This window comes from Bacillus cereus G9842, from assembly GCF_000021305.1.
GTDB classification, from domain to species: Bacteria; Bacillota; Bacilli; order Bacillales; family Bacillaceae_G; genus Bacillus_A; species Bacillus_A thuringiensis_S.
Genome location: NC_011772.1, coordinates 2,466,486 through 2,490,701, shown reverse-complemented (window position 1 = coordinate 2,490,701; position 24,216 = coordinate 2,466,486). Strand labels below are relative to the sequence as shown.

Below are 24,216 nucleotides of genomic sequence, written 5' to 3'. Positions count from 1 at the left end.
ATATTTCTCGTTATTGGAAGTTAAATTTTATCAGTTTTTCCTTCTTTGAGTACCTGTATTAATTTTTATAACTTGTTTTTTTAAGTAAGAAAAAACCTTTAGGTTCCCATAAAGGCAATTATGTCCAAACTAACTAATTCCTTTTCTATATAGTATTAAAAAGGAGGTGAGAAAATGAGTAATAATGAGCATAAATCTTTAAGTAAACATAAAGTGAAAATAGAATCGGCACATCAAGAGTGTATTGACCGTGCTTATCGTATTCCCATATTTTTAAGTACGACAACTCATTTAAATGACAACCAACAAAGATTTCTAAACCGTCTAATTTTAGAAATTGAGTATGCTTTGCTTTTTCCACGTACATTGCCTTTAAGTGAAAGTTATCCCGAATCCATTTTAACTGATATTCGTCGTCTAGTTTCATCAAGCTATGGAATGTTAGCAGTAAACCTTCGTCGTTTTAAAATTCAAACAGTTGACGTCAATGTAGGACCTCTTCCACCATCAACACCATTCTGGGTAGGATCAGTTTATTCACAAGTAGAACCTTCAATGGCTTTTCAATTTGGTCTACCCTTATTATTAGTAAGGGAAGAAGATACTGACGTAAATAATGGAATTTGGGCAGGAGGAATTGCCCCACTTAACCTATTTATAGTTTGGCATTCTGAAACTCAAACTGTAGACCAATTCTTTAACACTCCTGAATGGAGATCAGCTTTTGCAAATTGGAGTGCACAAGTAAGAAATGCTTTTTATATTCAGACAGAACCTAAGTTCAAGTACAGTTGCGAATGATAAATTGGCCCTTTAGTTTTCTAAGAAACACATGAATATTCTATACAAAACTAGTTACTATAACGTCCTATTATCGGTAGCAGGGAAAAAGTGGCCCCTTATTCTGACAAGGGAAGCTACTCCTGGTGCGGGTTTTCGGGTTCTCGTTTGTTACTGGATTAGTCGAAAACTGCAAAAATTTTTGTATGCTCTTTGCTCAGGGGTTTTCAAAAATGCTGGCGATACCCCTAGATTTAAAAAGAAAAAAGCAATGATTAGATTTTAAACCTAGTCATTGCTTTATCCATTTCATCTTGATTTACACCTATATAACGTAATGTGACCTTCTCTGACGAGTGATTGAATATCTCCATGAGTAATGCTATGTTTTTCGTTTGCATGTACATATGATACCCGTACGTCTTTCTTAGCGTATGTGTTCCTATTTCATCTAATCCGAACTCTGCTGCGGCTATACTTAATATCTTATATGCCATGCTGCGACCGATAGGACGATTCTTCCCTTGTCTACTTTGCAACAAATACTCATGATCTTCTCTTTCTTCTAAAAACCATTTAAGCTCTCTTTTTAATGCTGCAGTAATTTGAATACGTTTTTGTTTTCCTGTTTTCTTTTCCCTCATAGAGATATGGCTGCCTTTGACATCACCTACTTTTAATTTCAAAATATCTGATATTCTAAGACCTGTATTAATACCCATAATGAAGAGAATGTAATTACGTAAGCTCTTTTCCTTAAAATACTCTTTTAGCTGCTGTATTTTTTCTGGATCACGTATTGGCTGAACAAAATTCATTATTCATTACCTCCAGTCTCTTCTGTCTCGTAAACTTCTAATCCAAGTGCAAAAGCAAGCTTATAAAAAGCTTTAGACTTCCAACGTCGATAAGTACGCTCTGACATTCCAATTTCGTTATAGACCATGTAATCACATACATCCTCTTCTTCTAAATAGCGTTTATAAATAATATCTCTTTGGATAATTCCTGCTCGTCCGTTTCCTAATCGATTTAGAAATTGATCAATACGTAATGACATCCTTTCAAGCCATTCTTCTCGTTTACTTTGTTGAATATTTGCTATGGCAACATCTTCTAACGGTTTTCCAACTGCATGTGTAGGACCGTGCTCACGTATTTCATAAGAAGGAGTAACTTTCATTTCTTTACGCATCATCCCAAATTGTCTATGTATACGTACGCTTTCCAACACACCTTCTAATTCCTCTTGTGTTGCCGTTCTATCGATTTTTGGTAAGAAAGATAATTGTTTAGTCATGTAAGACCACTCCTTTTTATTTTTTAATTATTTTTGTCTTAATGCTCCACGTCTACGCTCATAACAAGGTCTATACATACCCATTAACTCTTCAATTTCACGAGTACTAAATTTCTCTTTTCGTTTTTTCTTATTTTTCTTTTTCGATTGGTTCGATTGCTTTTTCCATTCACGTAATTGATCTTTTAATACCTCCATTCCCCACATCCCCTTTTTTAAAATAAAAAGGACACCTATTCTTAAAACAGCTTTAATTACTGGTTTAATGAATTGGTGTCCTCTAGTTTTCTAGCCGGACTATATTCTGTTTGCTTTCACTTTAAAAGAATTATTGTTTTAACTGTTCTATTAAATTACTCTATTCATCGTTCCCTTCCAATTCCTCACTCTCTTCACGTATTTGTCCAATTAATGAAATTACAGAACCAACTGCTTGAACCCAACTTCCTATAATATCTATTAGCTTTCCTTCTTCATTTTCATTAGTTTCGTTGTTTACCTGAGTGTCTGTATCTTTCTCCACATCATTTACATTACCTTCTTTATTAGACTGGTCCTCATTTCTGATACTTTTTAATTCGTCAACACCTCCTATTGCCTGTAATGAATTCCCAATTGATTGTAATAAGTTTCCTATAATATTTAAGGATTCATCTTTATCGGATGTATCCTCAAATTCATCTGCTAATGCTGTAAGTCCACCCAAAGCCTGTGTCCAATTCCCGGCAATCACTAATTTAATTTGTGTTTCTTCTTTAAAATCGATAATCAATCCAGATATTACAGTGACATTACCAATTGATTGGATTTCATTACCGATTTTTTCAAGAGACACTTCTCCTTGACCATCAGCCTCTAAAGCATTTCCAACAGCCTGTAATACGTTTCCATAAACATTTAAATCCTTTCTTACATTACTGCTTTTGAACTACCCCCACTTTCACTTCGTTTAGAAGTGAGGGATTCCTAAGTAAAGAGTTCTATCGAACTCTAGTTGATTAGGCTAACCCCGCAGTCCTTGCGGTTAGAAGCCTTATCGCTTCATTTTTTATATTGATACTTGCGTTAATATCCCTATCATGGTGTGTACGACAAGAAGGACAGTCCCATTCACGTAGGTTTAGATTTTTAACGTCTTTGTTCTGATATCCACAACAAGAGCATAATTGGCTGGAAGCAAATGTTTTCGATACGACAATGACTTGTTTGCCGTACCATTTTGCTTTGTATTCTAACATGTATCGAAATTGCGACCAAGACACTTCACTAATTGCTTTTGCTAACTTATGATTCTTTAACATATTCGATACTTGCAAATTCTCAATACCGATAACATCGTGGTTTTTGATGATTTCAGTTGAGATTTTGTCTAAGTAATCTTTTCTAGCATTTGAAATGTATTCATGAATTCTAGCTACCTTTACTCGTTGCTTATTCCAGCGAGAAGATCCTTTCATTCTTCTAGAAAGAACACGCTGTGCTTTCGCCAACTTAGCTTCTAATGATCGGAAAAACTTCGGATTTTTATAGGGTCTTCCATCTGACAAAATAGCGAAATCTTTTAGTCCTACATCTATTCCAATGTAAGAATTTGTTTTCGGAAGTTCTTGTACTTCTGTTTCAACTAACAATGACACAAAATATCTACCAGAAGGGTTCCGTCTAACTGTAGCATTTACAATACGTCCCTTTACTTCACTACTTTTGGCAAATCGAACAAGCCCTAGTTTTGGCAATTTAATTTTGTTTTCTATAACAGCAATGTTTTCATTTGTTTGTTTTGTGGTATAAGATTGTACGTTGTTTTTCTTAGATTTAAAGCGCGGGGCGCTGTTTTGTTTTTTGAAAAAGCGTGTATAGGCATCCGTAAGGTTGCGAACAGACGACTGAATCGCAATACTATCCACTTCTTTTAGCCAAACAAACTCTTTCTTCATGGCAGGTAGTTTGGCAGAGCATGTACCATAGGTCAAGCCTTTTCCTGTCTCTTTGTATGCGTGATCCCATAAGGATAGGAAATGATTGAATACAAAGCGAGAACAACCAATCGTTTTGTTGATTAGAATTGCTTGTGCTTTATTTGGATAGATACGAAACTTATAGGCTTTATTAATCATCATTTCATTCACCTCCATTTCGGTATATGACTATTATACACCGAACGTATATTCGATAGATAGTGGAGTAACACTTTCTATATGTCGAACAATTAAGATGGCTTCCTGCCACCCCTTGTTCGAAGCCAATTCATCTCCCACCTACTCACTGTGCTGTGACCCTTCACGCTCCTTGAGGAAGGAGTCTTCTTGGCTAAAATGATAAATAGACAACAGCATAGGATAAAAAGTAAATGATAAAATTATGAGAGGAGCTTGGATATGCAACATATTCCACGTTATTATTATCCATCTCAAAGCCCAATGGATAGCATCTGGAATAACAATAATTGGATTTACGCTTGGAATCCTTATTATTACAGTTACAACAATAATGCTTTGGACCACAACCGATATCCTTATTGTGAAAATTTCAGATTAACAGATTATGGAACTAGACCATTTGTATTGAATATTAATCAAGCCACCAAACAAAACAATACTTACCGAACCGCTATCTGGACAGGAAAAAACTTACAAGTAACTTTAATGAGTATTAATGTTGATGATGACATAGGTTTAGAAGTACACCCTACAACCGATCAATTCATACGTATTGAAGAGGGTCAAGGACTCGTTCAAATGGGTGATAACAAAGATAAATTAGATTTTCAAGAAATGGTCTATGATGACTATGCAATTATGATACCTGCTGGAAAATGGCATAATGTAATTAATATGGGGAATAAACCACTTAAAATTTACTCTATATATGCACCTCCAGAACATCCCTATGGTACAGTTCATGAAACAAAAGCGATTGCCATGTCTACTGAAGCAAATCGGTATTACTAATGAGAAAATATCTTAGTCTTAAACAAAATTATTGCTTAAATACTTCAAAACCATAAAAAATTTAAAATAACTCTTAGTCATAGAGCCACTTAAAAACCACTCTTTAATTTTTGAATAAAGATTTTATCTATATCTATTCACTAATCTCATACTCTGACATACAATAATAGTGCCTTTCTATATAATGTGAGTTCGTCACTGTCGTTATAATGAGGTATAAGGAGCGCTCACGATTAGCGCTCTTTTTATTTAAATAAAGATTTTGTTATATTTCACCTTCATGCTTTTTTATGATATTTAGGATCTGGGTTCCGACCTTCCTGTTCTCTTAAATTTTTTATTTTTGTGTGACTCCCTCTAAAACTACACCTTCACTTATAGACGTTGCTTTTAACACCTCTTCAACCTTCAGCAAAACAAACTTCATTTGTATCCCCCTTTTCCATTCAAATAAGAATTTTGTTTAAAATTCATTAACCTTATTGATTCCTTTGCATACATTACAATTACAAGGAATTCTACAGGTTTCCCTAGGCCAGTTACCTTGTATTCCTTGCACACCTTAAGGGAAGAATCCGTTTATAACAAACGGGTTCTTTTATTTTGGGTTATAAAATAACTATTTTGTTATAAAGTCACTGCTTCTGCTGCACGTTTGCTTTTCTCTAATTGTTCAATTGCCATTTGCAATCCTAACCAGTAACCAATTAAACGACGTGGCAACCTTTTACCGAAATTCCAAATGTCTTCCAACGTGTCAGAATCTAATGAGCTGCTATGATAAACGTCACTTAACCAAAAATGGTAACCTTCCATAGATGAACTCTCATCAATTGCTGAAATAATACGATCATATACTTCCTGTCCGTCTTCTCTTGTTTCGTTTATATCGTATTCCTTCCAATATTCATCAAGTTCCTTTTTTGCCTTTTCTTCATCAAAATCCCAACGTTCTTCACGAAAAGCTGTTAACTTTTCAGTGAAATACCCTAAATTGAATCCTTTAATATTTTCTAATGTTGCTGGACATGTAAGGTTATACACCGCTTCCCCAATATCACCTGAAATAAATACGTTATATCCTGCAAGAACAAATTTAGTACGATACATATTTGTTCCAGGCTTGCCCCAATAAATAACCTGCAATCCTTCTTCACCTTGAATTTCAGCTACATGACCTCCAAACCAATTCTCTCTAATATCTTTAGTTGCTTTTTCAACGTATTCCATTTTCCATTTCCCCCTTTTGTATTCAAATAACGCTTTTGTAATAAATTACTCTTATTGAACTACCCCCACTTTCACTTCGTTTAGAAGTGAGGGATTCCTAAGTAAAGAGTTCTATCGAACTCTAGTTGATTAGGCTAACCCCGCAGTCCTTGCGGTTAGAAGCCTTATCGCTTCATTTTTTATATTGATACTTGCGTTAATATCCCTATCATGGTGTGTACGACAAGAAGGACAGTCCCATTCACGTAGGTTTAGATTTTTAACGTCTTTGTTCTGATATCCACAACAAGAGCATAATTGGCTGGAAGCAAATGTTTTCGATACGACAATGACTTGTTTGCCGTACCATTTTGCTTTGTATTCTAACATGTATCGAAATTGCGACCAAGACACTTCACTAATTGCTTTTGCTAACTTATGATTCTTTAACATATTCGATACTTGCAAATTCTCAATACCGATAACATCGTGGTTTTTGATGATTTCAGTTGAGATTTTGTCTAAGTAATCTTTTCTAGCATTTGAAATGTATTCATGAATTCTAGCTACCTTTACTCGTTGCTTATTCCAGCGAGAAGATCCTTTCATTCTTCTAGAAAGAACACGCTGTGCTTTCGCCAACTTAGCTTCTAATGATCGGAAAAACTTCGGATTTTTATAGGGTCTTCCATCTGACAAAATAGCGAAATCTTTTAGTCCTACATCTATTCCAATGTAAGAATTTGTTTTCGGAAGTTCTTGTACTTCTGTTTCAACTAACAATGACACAAAATATCTACCAGAAGGGTTCCGTCTAACTGTAGCATTTACAATACGTCCCTTTACTTCACTACTTTTGGCAAATCGAACAAGCCCTAGTTTTGGCAATTTAATTTTGTTTTCTATAACAGCAATGTTTTCATTTGTTTGTTTTGTGGTATAAGATTGTACGTTGTTTTTCTTAGATTTAAAGCGCGGGGCGCTGTTTTGTTTTTTGAAAAAGCGTGTATAGGCATCCGTAAGGTTGCGAACAGACGACTGAATCGCAATACTATCCACTTCTTTTAGCCAAACAAACTCTTTCTTCATGGCAGGTAGTTTGGCAGAGCATGTACCATAGGTCAAGCCTTTTCCTGTCTCTTTGTATGCGTGATCCCATAAGGATAGGAAATGATTGAATACAAAGCGAGAACAACCAATCGTTTTGTTGATTAGAATTGCTTGTGCTTTATTTGGATAGATACGAAACTTATAGGCTTTATTAATCATCATTTCATTCACCTCCATTTCGGTATATGACTATTATACACCGAACGTATATTCGATAGATAGTGGAGTAACACTTTCTATATGTCGAACAATTAAGATGGCTTCCTGCCACCCCTTGTTCGAAGCCAATTCATCTCCCACCTACTCACTGTGCTGTGACCCTTCACGCTCCTTGAGGAAGGAGTCTTCTTGGCTAAAATGATAAATATTGAAGGGGCTTATACATACTCTCAAAAACCTCTTCCTTTTTTCTTAATAAAATCCAAATTTTATACCATTTAATTTACTTTTATTGTATTTATTTGGATGTTTATGATATTATTTATTTATAAAGTCAATACGACTTTACCCTTATACAATGAGCCATGAGCCTTCACAACTCATGGCTCTTTTCATTACAAACTCCATTTTTTAATAAAATACAGATTTTAAAAGAACGCTAGTTGACCACCAGGTCTTTCTAACAATGAAACAAGTTCCTGCTTTGGCGTTTCTTTAACTTTTTCTGGTTCCGCTGCTAATTCTTCAAAATTAGCAAACCAATGTATCGGAAAACATCCGCATAATTTTTCACGTTCTCGATCATGCCAGAAGAAACAATGTGTACCTTTAGGCTTTATAATGTAATCCTTAAGCGGTTTATCTTTATAGCCTTTTGTTCGCCAAATTAATTGAGCTTTATAGAATTTACTTTCATCTAAATTAGGCATATTAATTTGCGGTTCTGGTGTCAAAACCTCGCTCTCCACCACTTTAAATCTCTCTGCTGGATAACATCCCAAATGTGATTCCTCACGATTGAATTTGCTGACATAGTAATGATTAGGCTTTGCTGGGAATAAAAAATATTCTTCATTTATTCCCAGTAGCGCTGAATGGTCTACATCTATGCATACACCTTTCATCGATTAATACCCATTAGTCTGACGTTGATGATTTACTTCATTCTTCTTGTAATAACCTTGCTCAATTTCTTCAAATGTAAATCCTAATTTCTTACCTAATCCTAAGTAGGAATATAGCAATTCTTCGTACAGCTCCCTATCTTGAGTTGCACGAAATTCCGATACAGCTTCATATACATTGTTAAATTGACTCACTAACGAACTTGCAGAAAATACATTTGCGTTGTGCTTTAAAAATTCCGCACTATATTCATTAGGATTAAAGCCAATACCGTTGCCTAATGAAGCTATGAAATGTAAACCATCAACATATTCCATCAGAATAACTTCTTTTTCACTTGGCCCTTTATTGCTCCAATGCTTAAAACATCTAGTTTCATTTGCAAGTTCTCCGATTTCAACTTGTAAAGCAAGGATCATATTGTAAAATAAATTTTTGCCTTCCAATCCATGTTCCTTAATAATTTTTGTATCCAATACCTTTTGCATTCCAAATATTTTAGTTAAGTTCATTTCCATTCGCTCCCTCACTAATTTAATTACGCTACTCTTTTTTTCGTATCTATTAAACAATTAAGCATGTATTCTAAACCGAACTGATCCAATATTAATGTTGCTATTTCAATTTGATGCCTTCTTAATTTGTTTGCTATTTCTTCAATACCAAGCTGCTTCATCCATAGATCCTTAAAAAGCTTTATATCGTCCTCATTCCAAATAAAATTTACCTCTTCTAAAGCAATGTAGACGTATAATGGCATTTCTTTTTTCTTTTTATTCCGAACTTTCTTGTCACCAATATCTCCTAAACCCATTTTTCTTTTGCGGATCTTAAACTTATCCACTTGATCTAAAATAAGTGCCGCTACTTCTATTTGCTTTCTTTTAAACCTTTTCGAAATCTCTAAAAGCGTGTAGTTACTATTCCAAAGCTCTCGAAACTGGAAAACCTCTCTTTGATCCCATAAGAAATTCACTTCTTCTAAAGCAATTCGAACTTTAAAAGCCGACATTTCAAACACTCCCTTAAAAAGCTAATTACTTTATCATTTCATTGGAGGTAGTTTTAACATGACCAACTTTACCGTTAACCCAAATTACTACTTGTTCACCATAACCACTTGCCGGTGGGTCAAAAGGAAGAATTTTCCCATCCGTAACCACATATACTTTATTACTTGTAACATCAATCTCTTGTTTCATATGTTCCTCTCCCTTTTTCTCACTTCATGTACTCGACAACATCTGGCTTAAATCCACTTCCTAAGTAAATCCGTACTGGGATTATTTCTTTTTTATCCCTTGCTGCCTTACACAATTCTTCGGCTGCATCCCAATTAAAAAACTTATCTACAGCTCGTTGAAATCTCCAAATTGCCATTGTATAGTGTTCAAAGATGTCATAACGATCATCTTGTTTAGTTGTACGTGGTAATTCATCTGTGCATTTAGCGTTCTTGGGAACATGAACGCGTACATCTGCATATGTAACCCGACCAAGTCCCCTCTTTACATTTGCTTTATTTACATCAAACTGACAAATTTTTGGTTCTACATCAAAAATATTTAGTTGTTTAGGCATGTTCCGTCACATTCTTTTGAAGGAGGTCCAGTAACTCGATTGCAGCTTTCTTACTCAAAAACATTCGCCCATTTAACAATTCAATGTTGGATTCAGACACTTGACCCGTTACATAGCATGACTTTTCTTGTTTTCTTAAAACAATGTTTTCACCATCGACATGAAAATCTAGTGCCGTTCCTTCGGCAATCCCTAAAGTTCTGCGTAACTCTACTGGGATTACTACACGACCTAGCTCGTCCACTTTTCTTGCGACGCCCGTGTTTTTCATACCTTACTCTCCTTTAGTATTTTTATATTTATTTAGAATCTCATCCAAACGTTTCTTATTATTTTCAAGATCATCGCTTTGAGTTTGATGTGGCTGCTGTATTGGCTCTTGTTCTTCTTGTTTGCGTAACCAATCCGGTACAACTTCCGTTCGTTTGGAATAACCTTTACCAGTACGTTTGTTGTTTTTCTTACTCATTTCAAATCGAGTATCTAAAGCAGCAACATCATTTAATGTTTTTACTTTTTCCTTTTCCCAACTACTTAAAATACTGCGAATATATCTCCACTTTGGTACATTTTCATCAATTGCTTTATTAACAGCGTGAATAACTAATTCATTACCGAATCTATCGCAAAACTCACCTAATTCTTGAATTGCAATTTCACTTAAAGGAATTCCCTTTTCAAGTAAAAAGTTGTAACTAATTTTAAATTCTTGATCAATTAATTTCTGAGATGAAGTAGCATCATCATTTATATTTGTAGTAATCTCTGTAGTAATATTTGTAGTAATCTCTGTATTTGTCTTACGTTCTAGTGTAAGAGACTCTTCCGTTTTATCGTAGGAGGGTATTACTTTAGAATGTAAGACCCTCTTGCTTTCTAAAGTAACAGGGCTATTACTTTTCAGTGTAGGAGGGTTACCATTTCCCCAATACATAATGGATATTTTCTGAATCATTTCAGGTACAGGTTCAACATACATAACGTTATTACACCTAGTTCCGTTAACAAGAATCGTCCTAAATTCAATTTTTATAAGTTCACGTTCTTTCAGAAAGTCACATGCTTCTTTTACTTGTCTTTTTGTAAATCCAAATGAATCGGCTAATTGTTGATAGCTCTTTTGAAGCGTGTCTGCCTTAAACTTTTGTTTATATTGAACTTGACTAGATTCTTCACTACTTACTTCAGTAGGTTTATACCAATAAACAATTTCTCCTAAGATAGTAATTGCAACAATATTAGGTTTACCATTATCTAATGTAAGTGTTTTAAACCATCCATGATCTATAACATTGCCACGAAAATTTATTTGCCCTATTTGTAATACCTTGGTGTTCATAGTTTTCACTCCTTTTCATAAAACCAATGCGCTATCTCCCTACTTTCCGTGGTATACTTATAACAACTTATTTTTTGAAAAGGACCCACTGCCATGGGTCTTTTTACTTTGCTTCACATCACTCCTAGCCCATTGTTTTATCGGCTCATAAGTTATGTAAAACAAACATGAACCACATGCAATTAATATCGCTAATATAGCTAATGAGGTTGTATCTTCCACTAAATCACCTCCTTTTGTGCTTCAAGCCAAGCTTCTAAATCCTTTTGCAAGAAAAGTAATTTACGTCCTTCCCTGATCACTGGAAAATGTGGGTGATTTGCTAATTCATACATTCTACAAACCGCTATATTGAGGTAAGCAGCTGCTTCTTTCACCCTCATTACCTTGTTTGGTTGCGATTGTTGTTGGAATGAAGCTAAAGCTGCTTGAATTTCTTCGCGAACAACTTCGCGGATTGACTCTTTAATGATTTGATCTAATCCCATTTTATTTTGCTCCTTTCTAATTCACTTAACCAACCATAACTTAACTAAAGGTTAAGTTATGGGCAAAAAATTTTAATTGCATCTAACTTCACCTTGAAAAACTCAGCAATTTTCACAATTAAATCATAATAAGGTCGACGCTTCCCGTTTTCTATATACCAATATTGAACTACCCCCACTTTCACTTCGTTTAGAAGTGAGGGATTCCTAAGTAAAGAGTTCTATCGAACTCTAGTTGATTAGGCTAACCCCGCAGTCCTTGCGGTTAGAAGCCTTATCGCTTCATTTTTTATATTGATACTTGCGTTAATATCCCTATCATGGTGTGTACGACAAGAAGGACAGTCCCATTCACGTAGGTTTAGATTTTTAACGTCTTTGTTCTGATATCCACAACAAGAGCATAATTGGCTGGAAGCAAATGTTTTCGATACGACAATGACTTGTTTGCCGTACCATTTTGCTTTGTATTCTAACATGTATCGAAATTGCGACCAAGACACTTCACTAATTGCTTTTGCTAACTTATGATTCTTTAACATATTCGATACTTGCAAATTCTCAATACCGATAACATCGTGGTTTTTGATGATTTCAGTTGAGATTTTGTCTAAGTAATCTTTTCTAGCATTTGAAATGTATTCATGAATTCTAGCTACCTTTACTCGTTGCTTATTCCAGCGAGAAGATCCTTTCATTCTTCTAGAAAGAACACGCTGTGCTTTCGCCAACTTAGCTTCTAATGATCGGAAAAACTTCGGATTTTTATAGGGTCTTCCATCTGACAAAATAGCGAAATCTTTTAGTCCTACATCTATTCCAATGTAAGAATTTGTTTTCGGAAGTTCTTGTACTTCTGTTTCAACTAACAATGACACAAAATATCTACCAGAAGGGTTCCGTCTAACTGTAGCATTTACAATACGTCCCTTTACTTCACTACTTTTGGCAAATCGAACAAGCCCTAGTTTTGGCAATTTAATTTTGTTTTCTATAACAGCAATGTTTTCATTTGTTTGTTTTGTGGTATAAGATTGTACGTTGTTTTTCTTAGATTTAAAGCGCGGGGCGCTGTTTTGTTTTTTGAAAAAGCGTGTATAGGCATCCGTAAGGTTGCGAACAGACGACTGAATCGCAATACTATCCACTTCTTTTAGCCAAACAAACTCTTTCTTCATGGCAGGTAGTTTGGCAGAGCATGTACCATAGGTCAAGCCTTTTCCTGTCTCTTTGTATGCGTGATCCCATAAGGATAGGAAATGATTGAATACAAAGCGAGAACAACCAATCGTTTTGTTGATTAGAATTGCTTGTGCTTTATTTGGATAGATACGAAACTTATAGGCTTTATTAATCATCATTTCATTCACCTCCATTTCGGTATATGACTATTATACACCGAACGTATATTCGATAGATAGTGGAGTAACACTTTCTATATGTCGAACAATTAAGATGGCTTCCTGCCACCCCTTGTTCGAAGCCAATTCATCTCCCACCTACTCACTGTGCTGTGACCCTTCACGCTCCTTGAGGAAGGAGTCTTCTTGGCTAAAATGATAAACTTCAGTAATACCCACGGCTTCAGCTACTTCCTTACATGTATACCCCTGTTCTACACGTAGCTGCTTTAGAGTTTTCATAAACAACTCCTCTCTTCCGTTTTTGTTGTTAATTACATAATAACTTAACCAAAAGTTAAGTTCAAGTGTTTCCCAAAACTTTTTTCAAAAAAAATTACCTTTCCACTTAACTGATAGTTAATATATAATGACAGTGTGACACCATAATATTAATTAAGAAAAAATAATTTCATATAAAATAAACTTGGGGTGTTTTTTATTATGTTTAGTCATGAGAGATTGAAGTCATTAATTGAAAAGAAGAGCATCACCCAACAACAGTTAGCTGATGCAATTGGTGTTAGTCATGTTTCTGTTTATAATTATGTCGAGGGAAAAAAAGCACCCGGTACACGTACACTTCAGAAGATAGCAAATTATTTAAAAGTAACAACAGATTATTTGTTAGGTTTATCTGATTCACCAGATTTAACAGCGGGCGAAGACTTACAGTTAACAAAAGAAGCACACGAAATTCTTCAAATCATTAATGACTTACCTGAAGAACAACGAAAAAAAGCATTAGAGCAATTAGAGATGTTTGTGAACTACGAGAAATCTAAAGGAAATATGTAGTGTAAAAAGACTATCCAAGAAAGTTAGATAGTCTTTTTTACATAACTTTTTCTTTTTTAGATTCACTCAAACAAATAGAAAATAATTTCTCTTTTGGATTATCTTCTTCTTGCAAAAGTAATAAAGCTTGTTTAATTAGATTAACTTCCCCTTCTTTGCTCTTCATCTTCTTCGATCTCCCTCTTTTTATTTTTGTATTTTTTTTACAATAATTTCTTTTTTCTTCTTTCAGTAAAAAAAGAAATTTCTCCTAAAACTACAAATGACATCGTCAATTAAGACGATGTCATTTGTAATATATATAAACCTTTATTATGTATTTTACCAGCCGCCACCAGGGTCAACCATCATATGTTGAATTGTAGATTTTGAATTATTTGTACTAGGCTTTTCTTTTATAGAATCAGTGTTAATGAATAATGTAGCAGCTATTAATAGCGCAGGAATGATTGTAATTATTTTTTTCATTATTTCACCTCTTTCCGAAGACAACTATACCAATTATTCAAATTAAACCCAAGTGTATTTTTGGTAAATTCGAATAAAATATATTCCCTGATTTTTGACACATCAAAAGAGAACGTTTCATTAACTCTTCTTTTTGAATACCTTCATATGTTAAACCTAAATATGCAGTCTGTATGTCTGTTAATCTTCCATTCTTCTCTTTTAATTGATTTAATAGTTTTCTCGCTTCAATTTTCTTACCTTGTTTAATCCTTAAATATGCTAATTCACCTGAATGGACAACATCTAAGCTACTAATTCCTTTATCATGATGAATTTTTAGAAATGATAATGTATGTTGCACCATTTTTCTTTTTCTCTCAATTCCATTAACCTTACTATCCCCTATCACTTCAAGAGTCTTTTCCAAATAATATTTTGCCTTCTCATATTCATTCGCTGAAAAAATATAAGATTCACCTAACTTTAAATATGCATTTACTTTTGGAAAAGAAAAAAAGTTATCCCATTCAAGATCATCTAATAGTTCCATGCTAAAATGCCTTGCTTCACTGACTTCACCACCCTGCAACGAAGTAACGGCAATGGCTTCTTTATATCGTAATTTATAACATTCTCGAATGTACCTATTACTTATTTTATTTATTTTTATTTCAAGAGATTTTAATCGCTCATTTAAAGAAGTAAAATTACCCGATTGATATTGCGCTTGACATAATAAAATTTCAATTAACACTTCCATCTCTGATGTTCTTATTGATTTACTTTCCAGGCTTAATGCCTTATGGTACTGTGTAGCATCAATCTCACCTATATATCGTCTATATATAATTCTATACACATTAGCAAATTCTCTATTTTCTGCTACCTTTGATTGTGATTCACTATTGATAATATTAATTAATAGATTAAACTTTCCCCTTAAAGCTAAATCCTCCATTGCCTCACGTAAGTTTTCTGATTTTGGTTTCGTTATATATATATAATCTGTTAACAAATTTTCTTGAACCTGTATGCCTTTGTTTAATAGGATGACTGTCTTAGAAAGAAAGCCAAAACTCATGTCTGTGTTACCTTTAAAAACTTTTGTAACAGTACTTGGCTTAACTCCCCAATAATTTGCTAGTTTATTTTTTCTTATTCCAGCTGCACATAACTCTTTTTCAATTTGATTTAGAGCTTTCCACATGTTTTGTCCCCCTTATTGGAACAAGACACACTTCCCTATCATGAAAACGCACCTTAATGATGAATTACATCTAAAAGTTGTGTTATACTAGCCGTATATGTTACGCATAGTCGTAACTGAAAGGCTCATGGCAAATGTTTTCCCTACTACAATTAGGGCAAACGGTGTAAAAGTGTTCCCAGCACAATTACACACGCTATGGGTCTTTTTCGTTCCGTCAAATTATATTATTAAGAATATTCTATCACAAATAACCCAAACATCTATTCTCTCATATTCTGAAAATACTTGAGAAAGTTAAAAATATTAATATACTCCTTGTTTTTTAGACTTCCTAAAAAAATATGCAATATTGCATTTACAACAGGAATAGACATTTCACTATTGTTTAACAGCAAATGAAACCCCTACACTATAACTGAATTCATTTTTATATGGTAAAATATACCCATCGCTGATATGTCCAAACATGTAATTTTCATAGCAGCAAAATTACAACTAGACTTATACAACATGATTCAAAACAAATGAAGGAGTGTTTTAAGTGAAAGGACATATTCGAAAACGAGGAAATAAGTATTGTATTGTTATTGATATCGGGCCTGATCCAGAGACAGGAAAAAGAAGACAGAAGTGGTTTTCTGGGTATAAGACAAAAAAAGAAGCACAGGCTGATGTGGCAAAGAAAATTACAGAGTTGAATGAAGGAACTTTTATAGAGCCATCTAAAGTTACGCTAAAAGATTACCTAAATCATTGGCTAGAAATTAAAAGTATGAGTATACAAAAGAGTACCTTTGCTGGCTATAGGGCATTTATCAACCAACATGTTATACCTAGTATAGGAATGGTCGCACTCCATAAATTAAATGTTATGCACATTCAAAAATGCTATAAGACTGCGATAAATAAAGGTATTACAAATAATTCCATTCTGCTTATGCATAGAATTTTAAAGAGCGCTTTAAACCTAGCTGTAAAACAAAATATTATTTCTCGAAATCCAGCAGATTTTGCTGAGATACCTAAAAAAGAAAAAACCTCTATCCAGACTTGGACAGAGGAAGAAGTGAAAAAATTTTTAGCTCATTCACAAGAATCACGATATCACATTGGGTATCTACTTGCAATAACTACAGGTATGCGTCTGGGAGAAGTTCTAGGGTTACGATGGCAGGACATTGATTTTGAAAAACATACCGTTACAATAAATCAAACATCTGGTCATGACAATAAAATCAAAAAAACTGCAAAAACAAATTCGTCAAAACGCACAATTCCTGTACCTAATGAAACAATAGTAGCCTTAAAAAAACATAAGATTTTAATTAATAAAGAGAAATTAAGGTTTGGCTCTGCTTATCTAGATCAAGATTTAATAAATTGTAATGAGTTTGGAAGAATCATAAAAAGAGCACATTTCAGAAAAAGTTTCATTAGGGCGACACACAAAGTAGGTATAAAAGAAATTAAATTCCATGATTTAAGACATACACACGCAACTATACTATTGAAACAAGGAGTTAACCCTAAAATCATCAGTGAGAGATTAGGTCATACAGATATTTCAATGACATTAAGTGTCTATTCTCATGTTTTACCGAATATGCAGGAAGAAGCAGTTAAAAACTTCGGTAAAAGTATCTTTGGATAACCTATGTTTGCAAAATGTTTGCATTTCATCAAAAAAAGTCAAACAAACGTTGTCATATCAAGGTTTGTTTGACCTATCATCTTATATTCTTGATAAAATCTCCGAATCCCTATTGAAATATTTAATAATGGAGCGTTCTCACCACCACGGGTTATGCATTCGAATCGATATACATAGGAGAAAAAATCTTGTGTTTTTTCATCTTTTATTGGCCCTGACATCGCCTCACAAATATTTTGTGATCTAAGAGGAGAAAAATAGATTTCTTCTGCATTTGTATTTTCTAAATATATAGGACGCTCACAAAAAATATGTGAGATTAAAGCGGGCACCCACTTAGAATACGTTTCATTATCATGTAGTACTGGCAAATTAGAAATCAAATCGGATTGCCATTCATATTTTGGTGGCTCTACTAATTTATTTGGTTTCCAATCATGAATAATCTCATACCAACTTTGAAAAATATAATTGAGCTGCTCTTGTTTAATAGGTTCTTTTGATACAATCCATGGTGTATTTTCATTTAATACGTACGGATTATGCTGAATAAACAATATATCAGAAAACATATCATACAGTCTTTCATTCAAACGTTTCAACTTACTCGTTAATAAAAACGTCTTATAATGTATCTCTACGATGTCCAGCCATTCAATAGGAAAGTATATAAATGATACCTTTTCATTTAAAAGAGGTTCTACTATATTTTCAAATGTTAACAACCTTAATTTTTTCATAAAATGATTCTTTCCTTTCTTCAGTTGTCTTGATTATCAAAAAGCTAGAACAAAAGTTACTTAATCTAATCCATTTAAACAAAGTATTTAAAAGAAAAGTAAAAACTATCTACATAAAACATTATCAAACCGACTCTTTTAAAAATTAAAAGTAATTATTATCTACAACACCTCTTAGTATTCGTAATTTAATACATTTAAATTATATAATATATATAATATATTGTACTTATCATTTACAATAACTTTACAGAAAAACCAAAAAAGAACACCTTAAATCGGTGCTCTTTTTACAAATATCAAGCGTTATGTAGTTGAACATATAGATAACATGAACCCTCCAAATGAAATTACTCCTAGTAAACCTACTATAAATCCTGTTAAACAAATACAATCAGCAAGACAAATAGAAGACTGCGATAATGGAACGAATGACCTACTTGTACTCGACCCATATTGTTTTATTTTTTCATAATTCATATCTAACATTAAATGTAGACATGTTACACCATCCTCAATAGTATGTAGAGATTCTTTTTCTAATCGCTCCAATAATTTACTATCAAAAGAAACTGATAGAGGATACTGCTTATCTAATTTTATATTTTGATAAATTAGTTGCAAACGAGATAATATATTATTTTTCTTCTTTTCAGATGTTACTGTACATTTCATATTATTAAATTCATTTAATAACAGTGTCAATTCATCTCTTTTTCCGTATAAATCTTTAGCTATTTTTCTCTTTACTTTATACGAATGGAAAATAGATTTTAGTTCAACCATATTCATACACTTCCTAATTACATATTATTTACCCAATTATTTTATAGATAAACAGTACTTTTTAATCTTATTTAAAATACACTCAAGCAACTTATTTTACTATCGATTAACATTACATTAACCTTACACGGTTGTAATAAAATCATTAGCTAGAAGGAAGCAATGCCCAAACTAGACAGATATTTAATGATAAAACCATAAGAAAAAAACAATGATTAGATTTTAAATCTAGTCATTGCTTTATCCATCACATCTTGATTACACCTATATATCTTATTGTTACTCTTTCACTTGAATGATTGAATATATCCATTAATAATGACTATATTCTTTGTCGGCACATACATATATAAAACTAATGTTTTTTAATTGATAAGGTGAAACTTTAATTAGCCCTCATCCATCGGGCTTTTATGGGCAGCCGGCCACCTAACTTCTCTTTGCTCTCGCTGAATTTTTTTAGGGTCTTACTGCCCGGCAAATAGCAGGATAAATGCAATCAATATTCATACGTTATAATAGTACCAGTAGTATCAGTAGTACCACTAAAACCATTAAAACAGTTAGAGCAACCGCCACAACCTCCGCAACCAAAACAACCGAAGCAACCAATACAACGGAATCCGCCACAACGGAATCCGCCACAACGACCTCCGCCACAACCGCCACAGCGACCACAACCCCCACAGCGACGAGCAGCATCTTCAATATAGTAATATGGATATTGATTTTGCTGGTCCCAATAGACAATATTTCCAGATCGGTAATCATTAAGGCTTAACGCTTGTATTTCTTGTTGAAACTGATTCATTTTCATAACCTCCGTTTATAAAATACAACCTCATTGATGCTTCCCTATATTTCTGTTCGTTACATCTAAGTAGAAATAGCGCTATAAACTAAGTTCAATACGTACACCAACAAAGTATGACTTATCACTAGATGATGCACCTTGTTCATATACCTATTTTTACTATGGGCTCATTTTTATAAATAGAAATTATAAAATATAAATTCTAGCGTCATATCTTCATACTTACTAAGCTCAATTAATTTCTCAATAATCACGCGGACAAATCCTATATATTTCCATATATCACTTAGATTTTCTTGTACTGTAAATGCCTTTGCTATAACACCTCTAAGTAACCGGTTTCTATGACGGTTAAGAAATTCCTATAAAGAAAAAAGCCCTAATTAGGGCTTTTTATTCTATTTCTCCAGCAAAGCTCTCTATGAAATTTCTAATTGAAAAAAGACACACTTAGATTGATGCGTCTTTTTGTGATGCCTCTTTTGTGAAATCATATAATGCAATTGCGCCTAAAAGAACAAGTATACCTTGAGGAACATCTAGTAAAATAGTTTTCCAAATTTCTGGAATTACCCATTTAATATCTGCTGCTGTTTCAAGATATGTTTGGAAATAGCTGATTGTAAAATTAATTATCCCTAAAAATACAAACAACGATAAACCAAATCGAATTAATTTCTTATTTGTAAACATATAACACCTCTCAAAATTCATTGGATATTCCTGTTTTTGCTTCTTTATATTTACATATCTCTATATTTGATTTTAACACACAAAGAACTCAAAAAAATACAATATGCAAATTTGCATATTGTATGAACAGCACTTCATGTTAACTTAGAAATTCCTGCAAAGAAAAAACAACTCCGTTACAGCTAACAGCTCGGGTTTCTTTTCTTATTTAACTTCATACCACCAACATTTACGTTCTTTAATTGTAAAATAAATGTGACAGAAGTTTATCCAGTTAATGCGTAGACAATTAAATGAGCTAAATTATCGATATTCTATTTCACCATATCCGTAGCACTAATGACTTTACGCAAATTTGACAAGAAAAAATATAGAGATAGGTATGATCCATACCTATCTCTAACATTACTTCTATTCTTTATCCAATTACGTCTTTTACGTCTGTATCCACTGGCCACTTTTCTAATGTATAAGCCATTTCCCAAAATGAATATTCATATTGACTGCTAATAATAAAATGCTGTTTCATACGCTTGCGGTCTGCCTCTGTTACTTTTTCAGCAATAGTATCTAACCGTGTAATTTGTTCTTCAACTAGCGTACGGAACCAATCAGATCCATAAGCAGAAATCCATTCGTTATAAATTGGCTCTTCCGGCTGACATTCTTTTAAACGTTCCCCAATTTCGTAATACAACCAATAGCAAGGTAAAATTGCTGCAATGATATCTCCTAAATGCCCTTCATACGCAGCACGATACATATGTGAAGTATACGCATATGCAGTTGGCGCAGGAATAAAATTATCTTTTTCTTCTTTTGTTATCCCTAGCTTTTTAGCAAAATTCTCATGTAAAGATAACTCGGCCTCATATGTATTTTGAGCATGATGTGCCATACGAGCTGTCGTCTCTAATTCAAGAGCTTTTGCAGCTCCTAAAGTTTGTACTCTAGCAAAATGACTCAAATAATATGAATCTTGAAGCACATAATAGCGAAAACTAGCTAAATCTAACGTTCCTTCACCAAGTTTTTTTACAAAAGGATGGTTAAAACTCGCTTCCCAAATTGAATCTACTTCTTTACGTAATGATTGTGAAAAAGTCATTTAAATCCCTCCAATAATGTATAAAATATAAGTATTTATCCACAATTATTAAAGCTGTAAAATAAAAAAACTTTCTTTACAGGCGTAAAGAAAGTGAAATTGACAGTATTTATTTACTCATTAAATAGCAACGTCTTTCCCACTTCCCTACGCTGGCATTAACCAGATCAGGTACTAAGAGTCTCAAAATCACATTTGATCTCAGCCTATAAAAGGCCCCCCTAGTGGATAAATATTTTGTTTTTATAATGTATTCATCATAGCATACTTCGTGAAACTGTCAAAAGAATTAGTTATATAATCCCCTTAAAACCCTTCTTCTTTTCTAACTTTTAATGATGTTTCAATAATCATATCTAATAGTTTGCTATAACTAATTCCCGCTGCTTCTGCACTTTTTGGCAATAAACTTGATTGTGTCATCCCTGGTAATGTATTAATTTCCATTACATATGGAATTCCATCCTTCACCATCATATCAACTCTTGCATAAACACTACATTTTAATGCTTTATAACAAGCCAGTGACGCTTTATTTACACGTTCATTAATTTCCGCTGGAAGTTCGATAACTTCCTCAACTGTACTAGTATCATCATATTTTGCATTGTAGTCAAAGAACTCGGCTGCATGTCGAATTGAAACTATAGGTAACTGTTTTCCATCCAGAATGGAACATGTAATTTCATCACCTTTTATATACTTCTCAATTACTACTTCAGAATCCCATTCAAATACAGTTTCTAGCATTGAGATCAATTCATTTTTATTGTAAACGATTTTCACCCCGACACTCGATCCGCCAGAGTTTGGTTTTACCACTAATGGAAATCCTAACTTATCTAACTCATCAAGCTTTAGATCCTCCATTTTTGTAAGTTCAATCCAATCTGGTGTTTCTACACCTTCATAACGTAAAATCTTTTTCGAAATATTCTTATCCATACATATACTACTAGATAACATATTACTTCCGCTATAAGGAATCCCTAAACTCTCCAGTGTTCCTTGAACTGTCCCATCTTCTCCATATTTCCCGTGTAATGCGAGCAACGCAAAGTCAATGTCTTTCGCTTTTTCAATTAAATCCATTTTTTCATTTAATGTAATTGGGACTATTTCATACTTATTTTTATCTAAATGAGCAATCATTTCATTCCCTGTCATAATTGAAACTTGTTTTTCAGACGATACCCCGCCCATAATAACACCGATTTTCATTTTCTCAACTCCAAATTTCATTTTTTAATGTATCACCAATTATTTTAATTCCCCGAACTATTTCTTCTTCTTTCAAGCGCGAAAACCCTAATCGGAAAGTGTTCGCCCCTTCTCCATCAGAGTAAAAAACATCTCCAGGTGAAAACGTAACGCCTTTCTCATAACACTTTTGTAAAAGTGTGCGGGCATTCATATGCTCTTCTAGCTCTATAAATAAATGAAGTCCACCATCTCCAGTCATTCTTTTGAAAGGAATGAACTGATTACACGCGCCGACAGCTAACTCATATTTTTTCTTATAAACCGATCTTGCCTTTTTTAAATATTTCTCAAAATACCCCTCATGTAAATATTGAAATAGAACCGCTTGATCTAACGTAGATGTGTGGATTGTTCTTGCTCTTTTTACGCTTTCTAAATAATGAATCAGCTCTTTATCTGCAATAATCCAACCTACACGTAAACCAGGGAAAAGTACCTTTGAAAAGCTACTAATATAAATCACATTATTGCCAGCTCCAGCAAAAGTTAATAAGGGAGCTAAATGTGAACCTGAATAACGTAATTCTTCATTAAATCCGTCCTCTATAATAGGAACCTTATATTTCGAGAATAACCTCATCAATTCCGTTCTTTTCTCTGAACTCGTAACAATACCGGTTGGATTATGATAAGAAGGAATTAAATAAGCAAAATCAAAATCTTTTTCACGTAAGCTTTTTTCAACTTCATTCGTATCAATACCATCCTCATTCATATCAATCCCATGAACTTCAAGTCCATGTAAACGGAACAGCTTTAGTGCAGCGTGGTGAGTTGGATTCTCACAAATGACACGACCGGATTTTTTTGATAAAGAAGAAAGTACAATATCCAATCCTTCTGTAAATCCATTTGTAATTAGAATATCTTTATTCGAAATGTCTACACCTTTCATTTCCATGTAATGAAGTAAATAATTCATTAACGGTTTATATCCCTTTGCATATCCGTAGTTCAATACGATGTCCCCTTCAATGGACATACGAGTAAGAAAAGCTCTTTTGAAGTTTTCAACATCAAATAGCTTCTCATCCGGGGCTATACTATTAAAAACAATCATTCCCTTTTCCCAACGAACACCATGTTTCATTAAATCTAATTCATCCGCTAATGCGGTCACTGTATTAAGTTTATTTTTCCAATCTATTTCAACAGACGAAGTGTTAGATATATCTACCTTCGCAACAAAGTTCCCTTTTCCTTTAACTGCATAAATGAGTCCTTCTTGCTCTAAATCTGCATAAGCAGCAAGTACAGTGTTTCTACTCACACTTAGTAATTCACTTAGTTCCCTTGTTGATGGGATTTTTTGATTCCCGAGCAAGTGCCCTTTCATAATCATCTTCTTCAAATAATCTTTCAATTGAATATAAACGGGACGATCTTTAACAACTTTAAAATCCTTAAACAATTCCTTACCCCCTGCAATCATTTTTGCATATTTATTTCATTCACAAAAGGTCCACGACATATGTATTTT

The 24,216-nt window shown here is 33.6% G+C and carries 30 protein-coding genes, 4 pseudogenes and 1 riboswitch; of the genes and pseudogenes, 4 read left to right on the top strand and 30 right to left on the bottom strand.

Features of this window, described 5'->3' with window-relative positions:
- Positions 1-174: 174 nt before the first annotated feature.
- Positions 175-801, top strand: a complete 627-nt coding sequence (locus tag BCG9842_RS12410) for a hypothetical protein (RefSeq protein WP_000069269.1) — start codon at positions 175-177, stop codon at positions 799-801.
- A 254-nt stretch (positions 802-1,055) separates the two neighbouring features.
- On the opposite strand, the gene BCG9842_RS12400 is transcribed toward BCG9842_RS12410, so the two are convergent.
- The 5 genes and pseudogenes from BCG9842_RS12400 to tnpB (BCG9842_RS12380) form a co-directional block, all read right to left on the bottom strand.
- Complete coding sequence (locus tag BCG9842_RS12400; RefSeq protein ID WP_001012121.1) at positions 1,056-1,598, bottom strand: site-specific integrase; 543 nt, start codon at positions 1,596-1,598, stop codon at positions 1,056-1,058.
- Positions 1,598-2,080: an ArpU family phage packaging/lysis transcriptional regulator gene (locus BCG9842_RS12395; RefSeq protein WP_000166176.1), complete on the bottom strand. Its 483-nt coding sequence runs from the start codon at positions 2,078-2,080 to the stop codon at positions 1,598-1,600. The genes BCG9842_RS12400 and BCG9842_RS12395 overlap by 1 nt, the downstream gene beginning before the upstream one ends.
- A 27-nt stretch (positions 2,081-2,107) precedes the next feature.
- Positions 2,108-2,278, bottom strand: coding sequence for a hypothetical protein (locus tag BCG9842_RS31320; RefSeq protein WP_000453402.1), 171 nt, complete (start codon positions 2,276-2,278; stop codon positions 2,108-2,110).
- A 160-nt stretch (positions 2,279-2,438) separates the two neighbouring features.
- Positions 2,439-3,008 (bottom strand): annotated as a pseudogene (locus BCG9842_RS12385) (DUF6944 family repetitive protein); the annotation flags it as partial.
- A 70-nt stretch (positions 3,009-3,078) separates the two neighbouring features.
- On the bottom strand, positions 3,079-4,200 hold the full coding sequence (gene tnpB / locus BCG9842_RS12380) for an IS200/IS605 family element RNA-guided endonuclease TnpB (RefSeq protein WP_000973259.1): 1,122 nt from the start codon (positions 4,198-4,200) through the stop codon (positions 3,079-3,081).
- A 258-nt stretch (positions 4,201-4,458) separates the two neighbouring features.
- Here tnpB (BCG9842_RS12380) and BCG9842_RS12375 point away from each other — a divergent pair, with 258 nt between their 5' ends.
- The gene (locus tag BCG9842_RS12375; protein ID WP_001163834.1) at positions 4,459-5,031 is read left to right on the top strand and encodes a cupin domain-containing protein; all 573 of its coding nucleotides are present in this window, start codon (positions 4,459-4,461) and stop codon (positions 5,029-5,031) included.
- Between the two features lie 627 nt (positions 5,032-5,658).
- Here the strand turns inward: BCG9842_RS12375 and BCG9842_RS12370 are convergent.
- The 14 genes and pseudogenes from BCG9842_RS12370 to BCG9842_RS31920 form a co-directional block, all read right to left on the bottom strand.
- The gene (locus BCG9842_RS12370) at positions 5,659-6,261 is read right to left on the bottom strand and encodes a hypothetical protein (RefSeq protein ID WP_000456897.1); all 603 of its coding nucleotides are present in this window, start codon (positions 6,259-6,261) and stop codon (positions 5,659-5,661) included.
- Positions 6,262-6,390: 129 nt separating this feature from the next.
- The gene (tnpB, locus tag BCG9842_RS12365; RefSeq protein WP_000973259.1) at positions 6,391-7,512 is read right to left on the bottom strand and encodes an IS200/IS605 family element RNA-guided endonuclease TnpB; all 1,122 of its coding nucleotides are present in this window, start codon (positions 7,510-7,512) and stop codon (positions 6,391-6,393) included.
- 425 nt (positions 7,513-7,937) lie between these two features.
- Entirely contained in the window at positions 7,938-8,414 is a 477-nt protein-coding gene (locus BCG9842_RS12360) for a hypothetical protein (RefSeq protein ID WP_000679229.1), read from the bottom strand.
- A gap of 3 nt (positions 8,415-8,417) precedes the next feature.
- Positions 8,418-8,933, bottom strand: a complete 516-nt coding sequence (locus tag BCG9842_RS12355) for a dUTP diphosphatase (RefSeq protein WP_041488122.1) — start codon at positions 8,931-8,933, stop codon at positions 8,418-8,420.
- Positions 8,934-8,953: 20 nt separating this feature from the next.
- Complete coding sequence (locus BCG9842_RS12350; RefSeq protein WP_001272173.1) at positions 8,954-9,427, bottom strand: hypothetical protein; 474 nt, start codon at positions 9,425-9,427, stop codon at positions 8,954-8,956.
- A 25-nt stretch (positions 9,428-9,452) separates the two neighbouring features.
- The gene (locus tag BCG9842_RS29745) at positions 9,453-9,617 is read right to left on the bottom strand and encodes a DUF3954 domain-containing protein (protein WP_000806866.1); all 165 of its coding nucleotides are present in this window, start codon (positions 9,615-9,617) and stop codon (positions 9,453-9,455) included.
- Between the two features lie 19 nt (positions 9,618-9,636).
- On the bottom strand, positions 9,637-9,996 hold the full coding sequence (locus tag BCG9842_RS12340) for a hypothetical protein (RefSeq protein ID WP_001125977.1): 360 nt from the start codon (positions 9,994-9,996) through the stop codon (positions 9,637-9,639).
- Positions 9,989-10,267 carry an AbrB/MazE/SpoVT family DNA-binding domain-containing protein gene (locus tag BCG9842_RS12335; protein WP_000799078.1) on the bottom strand — a complete coding sequence of 93 codons (279 nt, stop codon included), beginning with the start codon at positions 10,265-10,267 and terminating at the stop codon, positions 9,989-9,991. The genes BCG9842_RS12340 and BCG9842_RS12335 overlap by 8 nt, the downstream gene beginning before the upstream one ends.
- Positions 10,268-10,270: 3 nt before the next feature.
- Positions 10,271-11,335 (bottom strand): DnaD domain-containing protein, encoded by a 1,065-nt coding sequence (locus tag BCG9842_RS12330; protein ID WP_001093548.1) that lies wholly within the window; start codon positions 11,333-11,335, stop codon positions 10,271-10,273.
- A gap of 57 nt (positions 11,336-11,392) precedes the next feature.
- On the bottom strand, positions 11,393-11,557 hold the full coding sequence (locus BCG9842_RS31315) for a hypothetical protein (RefSeq protein WP_000390283.1): 165 nt from the start codon (positions 11,555-11,557) through the stop codon (positions 11,393-11,395).
- Positions 11,557-11,823 carry a helix-turn-helix domain-containing protein gene (locus BCG9842_RS12320; RefSeq protein WP_000522030.1) on the bottom strand — a complete coding sequence of 89 codons (267 nt, stop codon included), beginning with the start codon at positions 11,821-11,823 and terminating at the stop codon, positions 11,557-11,559. Before BCG9842_RS12320 ends, BCG9842_RS31315 begins: the two co-directional genes overlap by 1 nt.
- A 56-nt stretch (positions 11,824-11,879) precedes the next feature.
- Positions 11,880-11,993 (bottom strand): annotated as a pseudogene (locus BCG9842_RS31605) (helix-turn-helix domain-containing protein); the annotation flags it as partial.
- A gap of 69 nt (positions 11,994-12,062) precedes the next feature.
- Positions 12,063-13,184, bottom strand: a complete 1,122-nt coding sequence (tnpB, locus tag BCG9842_RS12315) for an IS200/IS605 family element RNA-guided endonuclease TnpB (protein ID WP_000973259.1) — start codon at positions 13,182-13,184, stop codon at positions 12,063-12,065.
- Positions 13,185-13,364: 180 nt separating this feature from the next.
- A pseudogene (locus BCG9842_RS31920) lies at positions 13,365-13,466 on the bottom strand (helix-turn-helix domain-containing protein); the annotation flags it as partial.
- Between the two features lie 201 nt (positions 13,467-13,667).
- On the opposite strand from BCG9842_RS31920, the gene BCG9842_RS12305 reads away from it, so the two are divergent.
- On the top strand, positions 13,668-14,021 hold the full coding sequence (locus BCG9842_RS12305; RefSeq protein WP_000491236.1) for a helix-turn-helix domain-containing protein: 354 nt from the start codon (positions 13,668-13,670) through the stop codon (positions 14,019-14,021).
- A 37-nt stretch (positions 14,022-14,058) separates the two neighbouring features.
- Here the strand turns inward: BCG9842_RS12305 and BCG9842_RS31805 are convergent, their stop codons facing one another.
- The 3 genes from BCG9842_RS31805 to BCG9842_RS12295 all read right to left on the bottom strand — a co-directional run bounded on the left by BCG9842_RS31805 (position 14,059) and on the right by BCG9842_RS12295 (position 15,678).
- Positions 14,059-14,187, bottom strand: coding sequence for a hypothetical protein (locus tag BCG9842_RS31805; RefSeq protein ID WP_000836783.1), 129 nt, complete (start codon positions 14,185-14,187; stop codon positions 14,059-14,061).
- A gap of 155 nt (positions 14,188-14,342) precedes the next feature.
- Positions 14,343-14,489, bottom strand: coding sequence for a hypothetical protein (locus tag BCG9842_RS12300; protein WP_000720923.1), 147 nt, complete (start codon positions 14,487-14,489; stop codon positions 14,343-14,345).
- A gap of 37 nt (positions 14,490-14,526) precedes the next feature.
- Positions 14,527-15,678, bottom strand: coding sequence for an AimR family lysis-lysogeny pheromone receptor (locus BCG9842_RS12295; protein ID WP_000265314.1), 1,152 nt, complete (start codon positions 15,676-15,678; stop codon positions 14,527-14,529).
- Positions 15,679-16,222: 544 nt separating this feature from the next.
- Between BCG9842_RS12295 and BCG9842_RS12290 the strand changes: the two genes are divergently transcribed.
- The gene (locus BCG9842_RS12290; RefSeq protein ID WP_000675861.1) at positions 16,223-17,332 is read left to right on the top strand and encodes a tyrosine-type recombinase/integrase; all 1,110 of its coding nucleotides are present in this window, start codon (positions 16,223-16,225) and stop codon (positions 17,330-17,332) included.
- A 38-nt stretch (positions 17,333-17,370) separates the two neighbouring features.
- Here BCG9842_RS12290 and BCG9842_RS12285 read toward each other — a convergent pair whose 3' ends face one another.
- The 8 genes and pseudogenes from BCG9842_RS12285 to pdxR form a co-directional block, all read right to left on the bottom strand.
- The gene (locus BCG9842_RS12285; protein ID WP_000736198.1) at positions 17,371-18,072 is read right to left on the bottom strand and encodes a pPIWI_RE module domain-containing protein; all 702 of its coding nucleotides are present in this window, start codon (positions 18,070-18,072) and stop codon (positions 17,371-17,373) included.
- A gap of 306 nt (positions 18,073-18,378) precedes the next feature.
- Positions 18,379-18,864, bottom strand: coding sequence for a hypothetical protein (locus tag BCG9842_RS12280; RefSeq protein ID WP_002082715.1), 486 nt, complete (start codon positions 18,862-18,864; stop codon positions 18,379-18,381).
- A gap of 209 nt (positions 18,865-19,073) precedes the next feature.
- A pseudogene (locus BCG9842_RS30990) lies at positions 19,074-19,205 on the bottom strand (site-specific integrase); the annotation flags it as partial.
- 152 nt (positions 19,206-19,357) lie between these two features.
- Positions 19,358-19,669: a heterocycloanthracin/sonorensin family bacteriocin gene (locus BCG9842_RS12275; RefSeq protein ID WP_001071350.1), complete on the bottom strand. Its 312-nt coding sequence runs from the start codon at positions 19,667-19,669 to the stop codon at positions 19,358-19,360.
- 453 nt (positions 19,670-20,122) lie between these two features.
- Positions 20,123-20,386, bottom strand: coding sequence for a DUF3937 domain-containing protein (locus BCG9842_RS12270; RefSeq protein ID WP_002082716.1), 264 nt, complete (start codon positions 20,384-20,386; stop codon positions 20,123-20,125).
- A gap of 397 nt (positions 20,387-20,783) precedes the next feature.
- A complete protein-coding gene (gene tenA / locus BCG9842_RS12265; RefSeq protein WP_000144509.1) occupies positions 20,784-21,473 on the bottom strand; it encodes a thiaminase II in 690 nt (229 codons plus the stop codon).
- Between the two features lie 127 nt (positions 21,474-21,600).
- A riboswitch (TPP riboswitch) is annotated at positions 21,601-21,706 on the bottom strand.
- 73 nt (positions 21,707-21,779) lie between these two features.
- A complete protein-coding gene (locus BCG9842_RS12260) occupies positions 21,780-22,694 on the bottom strand; it encodes a D-alanine--D-alanine ligase (protein WP_002082718.1) in 915 nt (304 codons plus the stop codon).
- A 4-nt stretch (positions 22,695-22,698) separates the two neighbouring features.
- A complete protein-coding gene (gene pdxR, locus BCG9842_RS12255; RefSeq protein WP_000471637.1) occupies positions 22,699-24,147 on the bottom strand; it encodes a MocR-like pyridoxine biosynthesis transcription factor PdxR in 1,449 nt (482 codons plus the stop codon).
- Positions 24,148-24,216: the final 69 nt, after the last annotated feature.